Source organism: Chryseobacterium sp. MYb7 (assembly GCF_002979455.1).
Taxonomy (GTDB): Bacteria; Bacteroidota; Bacteroidia; order Flavobacteriales; family Weeksellaceae; genus Chryseobacterium.
On record NZ_PCOU01000058.1, the window covers coordinates 1 to 5,656 of the forward strand.

Annotated in this window: 3 protein-coding genes; all 3 read right to left on the bottom strand. The window is 36.0% G+C overall.

From position 1 onward, the window contains the following. On the bottom strand, positions 1–2,606 hold a 2,606-nt coding region (locus tag CQ046_RS23220), incomplete at its 3' end, for a DUF6443 domain-containing protein (protein WP_105704541.1). Between the two features lie 5 nt (positions 2,607–2,611). Continuing rightward, complete coding sequence (locus CQ046_RS23225; RefSeq protein ID WP_105704542.1) at positions 2,612–5,452, bottom strand: hypothetical protein; 2,841 nt, start codon at positions 5,450–5,452, stop codon at positions 2,612–2,614. Positions 5,453–5,457: 5 nt separating this feature from the next. Continuing rightward, a partial coding sequence (locus CQ046_RS23230) for a T9SS type A sorting domain-containing protein (RefSeq protein ID WP_133166632.1) occupies positions 5,458–5,656 on the bottom strand: 199 nt, incomplete at its 5' end.

A 5,656-nucleotide genomic window follows, 5' to 3' on the forward strand; every position in this document is an offset into this window, starting at 1 on the left:
TATTCTTCACTTAAAGGGTCTGGAGATATCCAGCGTCCTATGTCTGGCATATAAAACCTTGCTCCATAATCATACATCCCACTTTCCTGAAGTTCCTTCCCATTGTACTTATACTTATACGCAGAATTCCCCAACAAGACATTATATCCCTCATGCTTCAATCCAAACGGATAATAATTACTTTCTTCAATGATCTCTGTTCCTGCTCCATTTTTAGCATAGCTTAGTCTGACATTTCCAAGGTGATCTGTGTAGTTATACACATACTTTCCGGTCTCAACATTCAAATACCCTTCTGCTGTTGGAAAGAATTTTAATACAGAATCTGTATACTGGAAGCCATCCAGATAATCAGTTGTTTCTGTTCCGAAAATCTTTCTTACCTTCACTCCGTCTGCTCTGTAAATATAATCCGTTACTTTGGAATTTTGGGTAACTTTTTCAGGTAAATTTAGATAATTATATTGGATGGAGGAAATTCCTTTATCCATATGGCTGGTCATATTTCCATTATCATCGTAGCCAATCGTATTAGGGTTTGAAACATACGGATATCCCGAAGAGTTTTGGGTGGTATCTTCAACTTTGCTTAGTCTGTTCCCGGAATAGGTGTAGTAGAGTCTGTCGATCTGTATAGGGCCGTTGCCATCAGAATCTCCAAACCTGTCCAGACGGGTGATATTTCCGTTGAGATCATAATCAACCCATTCATTATAAGCGCTGGTTTGTACTACGGAAGCATCGGGCTTCAGATATATGGCATGTACTAATCTGTTGAGACGGTCGTATGCATAATTATATCTTCTCAGCTGGCCGTCTGTAGCGGCTTTCCAATCTATTTCAGCAATATTTCCGTTGAACCTGCCAGGGTAGTTTCCTATGGCAGGATTCGTATATTTTATTTTATATCCAAACAGGTCATTTCCAAGGTTGGCAGGATCATTAATCTGGGTCATCCAGCCCCGGATATTATATTTGTAATCTATGGTCTGTAATGGATTGGCTGTATCAGTTCCTCCTACTTTTTTACCAGAAAGCTGAGAAATCTCATTGTACATATTCTGTGTTAAAATTTCTGTCGGGTTACCATCTACCTGATGCTTGTGAGCCAATAATCTGTTCTGATGATCATATTCAAAAGTTTCAGTTACAACTTTTTCTGCATCAGTATTTAACCGCTTATGTCTTGTAATGGTCTGTTGCGGTAATCCTGCAAAATCCAGTTTGGATTCTGTATGGGTATAGCCTCCCAAATGATTGATAGAATGGGTTCCAATCACTCTTCCTTTCCTGTCGTAATAGGTATAGGTTTTTGTCCAGCCATCATCTTCAATGTTTTTTACAAGACTGAGTACAGGAAGTCCTTTGGTACTTCTTCCATCAGCAGTAGGAGCTTCTGTCAATACAGGTTCTCCTAAAATACTTGAAGGAGCAGATGGATTAAAGCCATACTGCTGAGGATAAGAATCGTAATACGTCACTGAAAGAAGGCTATCTAATCCCCAATGCATATTGGTGTAATAATAAGGCATTCCGTTTGCCGTCAGAGGGGTGTTATCCCTGCCTTCAATAATAGCACCCCCAAGGATCTGGTTCTGCATCCCGATTCTGGTGTTATTAGCTTTTTTTATTCCTGTATAAATCAGTCTTCCAAAGATATCATATTTATAGATAATCCAGCTGAATGAAACTCTCTGATTGGCATCCTGGGATAGGATCATTCTGTCTGCATTGTCATACACCATAAATTCCCAGTCTTTACCGGGAAGCTTTTTTTCTACCAACCTTCCCTTTCCATCATAACGGTACTGATAAGCTAAAGCATCATGCTCCGGCATTCCCCAGCTGTCCAACTTTGACAAAAGTGGAGGAAGAACAAATACTAATTGATCATAATCATTATAAACATAGTAAGTATCTGCATTTTCTGCAGCACTTATCACTTTTCTGACCAACAAAACCTGTCCTCTACCATTTTTAAATTCTATGGTTGTATTGTCATCTTCATCGGTTACCGTATTTTTATACAGCTGCCCTTCTCCGTAGATTCCAGCATTAGCGATTCCTGATTGGGTAGCGCTATTAGACCAGCTGGTAGGAGCTGCAAACTTTCTTACTTTATCTTCAGCAGTATTGGTGTCATACTTAAATTTTACAGATTTCCCGTTCCATTCGTTACCTACTTGTTTTTGTTCCAAAATCCTGTCTAAAGGTGAGTTTTCCAAAACTTTTTCAGAGTAAATCTTTTCAGAGCCATAGGGTGTACTGCTTAGATTGCTCAAAGGATCTGGGATAATGGCTCCATTCAGCGTTCCTCCCTGAGGAATGGGAAGGTAATCCTGTACCTGTCTTCCGAACTGATCATATTTAATTGGAGTCACAACATCTCTTCCCAGTGGAGATGCTTTTACGTTGACGATTTGTTTTGGTCTCCCCAAGCCATCAAAATACTGTACTGTTTCTGATGATTTTGTAGCCGAGGTTCCATTATAATCCAGATAGGTTTTGGTCTGAACATAGTTTTCCGTATTAGAAAGCGGGGAAAGCTGGGCATATATTAAATTGGATAAGAGCAAAGCTCCTATCGGTAGTATTAATTTTTTCATCGGTGTTAGTTTTTATAGTTGTATTTCATCTCCTTCAATACTTTGCCATCCATATTAACCACTTTTTCAAGTCGACCAGCAGAATCATAGAGATAATTTTCTCTGATTCCCGATGGTGGTGTGATACTTCTTACGCCAATTAAAGGATCATAAGTGTAGGTAGTAATCTGATAACCAGGCAGCGTGTTTTTAAAATTGTTAAATGCAGTAAACAGATTCGTTTCATCATTATTACTTCCCGCTGCTCCATCTGTATTGGAAGCATTAACAAGGGTATCGATTATCGACTGCGGGATGGCTGCTATTTTCACATTCTCTATCTTAGCAATAGGCTGGGTTTGGTTATAACCCCAGATGATAACCGTTGAGATACCATCTTTTGTAGTGTACTGCTGAAGATTTCCTTGGGAATCATATTTGTCATACGTAATATCTGTTGATGGAGTATTCTGAAGATCATAAGATACTCCTGAACTTGGAAACAAATTAGAAGGATCATCATATTTGGTTTCTACACGAGACAGTGTTTTACCATTGAAAGTCTCTTTTTTCTCCAAAAGGTATTTATACATATTTTTATCAAGCAATTTGTTCAACAGCTTACTTTGTGGATAAGAATAATAGGTTTCATATACTCCCCTTTCTGTTGTTTCTTTAGCATAATCTACATTGAAGTCAAGCTCGTTCACCTGCGTTTCTTTTGAAGAAGTAACAAATCTGTTTTGAGGATAATAGAGAGTATTATCTATCTTATGGTTCTTTACAAATATGGTATTAAGCGTTAAGTATCCAAAGTTTCCTTCTATAATAAATGGTTGAACAGGTAAAAGCGGAGTATTATACTCATGACTCTCTAAAGCTAAAAGCTGGTTTGCTGAATCAAACATCTCTTTCTTTTTTAACAATCCACTATTATTAATGTCTTCCATGTAATATAATTGACTTGAGTTCATAGATGGATTTATATCATCTATTCCAATAAAAGTATACTTGGTATATCCACCATCACGGTCAACTTCCTTTACATTTTTATAGATGATATTTCTATTAAATTCATAACCTCCATACATTGTTATAAAATCAGAACTTTTCTGAAAACCGGTAAATGGAGAAGGAACACCACTGGAACTATTAATATCCGAAAACTTTTCATAATAATAGATCTTAGAATTAGAAGCTTTTATTGAAGATTCCGAATCATAAGTTTCTATACTTTTGATTCTCACCCCATATTTACTTACATAACTTTGAGGATGCTCTGCCTCAGTTCTTTCAGAAACTGATAAATATCCAATACCAGTAGTATTTCCCGAAATGGTAATGGTATGTGGACCAGCCATAGCTCCCCCGTATATTCTCCCATAGCCATCCGCCGTCTGCATTAATGCTTGACCATCTACAAAAAAGGTAATATTAGGAATTGCTTCAGGATCAAGCAAAGGACTCGGATCATAACTATTCACCTGAAAACAAAAGACAAGTTCTCTCCTGTCGTCCTCTGGTGGTGCACCAGTAGTTGTTACATTAAAAGTGTAAGTATTGTTAATTTTAGTATCAAAATCGAAAGAGGTAATGGGTTTAAAATAATAAGATTCTTTCCCGCTTAAATATCCCATTCCATACATCCAGGATGGCACTTCAAATTGATTGGATTCAAAATTATATTTAACATAGCCTTTGGTAGGTAAAATCATTTTTGATAGACTTCCAATAGCAGAATATTTGGGATTATCTATCCACTCTCTTATAGGTTCAGGGTCAGTAGGACATACATCAAATCCAAAATTAGGGGACGGACCATAATATCTGTCGGTTCCTGTGGTATTATAAACAAATGAACGGGTTTCTGTTTCATTCCCCTGACTATCTTTTTTTAGGATTCTATCAAGTGTTCTCGTATTATAAGTAACGGTATTCCCTAGCTCGTATTTATAATAGGCGAAACCTCCATATTCTAAATCGACTTGCTGTATAAGCCTGTTTTGCGTATCTTTTAATTCTACTTTATTGATAAGATAACTATCAGCCAGATTTGTAGTATTAGACTTATATCTATTCTCAGGAAAATAATCATATTCAAGATTAATCACTCCATAATCTTTAGAGGTGATTTTTTTTGGCTTATAATCAACCATAGCGAGTTGATATTCTGAATAAGGATATTCAGCGTAATCAATATTAATAATTTCCTGATTATCTACATCTAGTACTTTTGTTAAATAATACGCTCCTGTATAGACCTCATTATAATAATGATCAATGACTTTAACTATTTTGTTAAAAATATATTTATTTCCATATTCATCGGTGATTTTAAAATCTAAAATATCATAGAATTTATTTGGTGAATTGGTAAATTCTATTTTTTCTTTGGAGGTTCCTAAATTATGCACACTAATAGCATTGCCTATTTTTCTGAAAACAAATTTTCCGGACATTCCAAATGCATTAAAGTAAAATATATCATCAAATTGAAATAAATCCATATTCATCTGAGGATTATTAGCAGCTCTTTCATCCCAAGCTCCAATGGTAACTTTGGAAATAGCATTATTAACATTCATGAGGCTCCATCCTAAGCCAACATCGGAAGATTTTTGAAATCGGGCTGAATTTTTAACATGATAAGACATTCCAAGATTAATATTTACATTCTTATTTCTTGTAGGAAGACCAAAAACAGGTACATCTATTTTTGGAATACCTGTTGAAATATCAACAGGTGTATCCACATAAGTAGATAAATAAGAAAGGGTGGGTATAGGTTTGTCAAATTCGACAGGATTGTTTTGTGCTTTCAGGCATATACAAAATGCCAACAAAAGAAAAATAAAGTGTTTTCTCATGTGTATTATTTCTTAATTAATTTGGCATTCGCCGTTTTGTTCGTATCAGTTTTTATCATCACCAGATAGGCTCCCTGAACCAAAGCTTGAGTATTGATCTTCGTCACTTTGTTCTTTGTTTTTATACTTTGAAGCTGTCTTCCGCTCATGTCGTACAACAGAATATCAGCTTCTTTAAAATCAAAACCAATTTCAACATAAGCA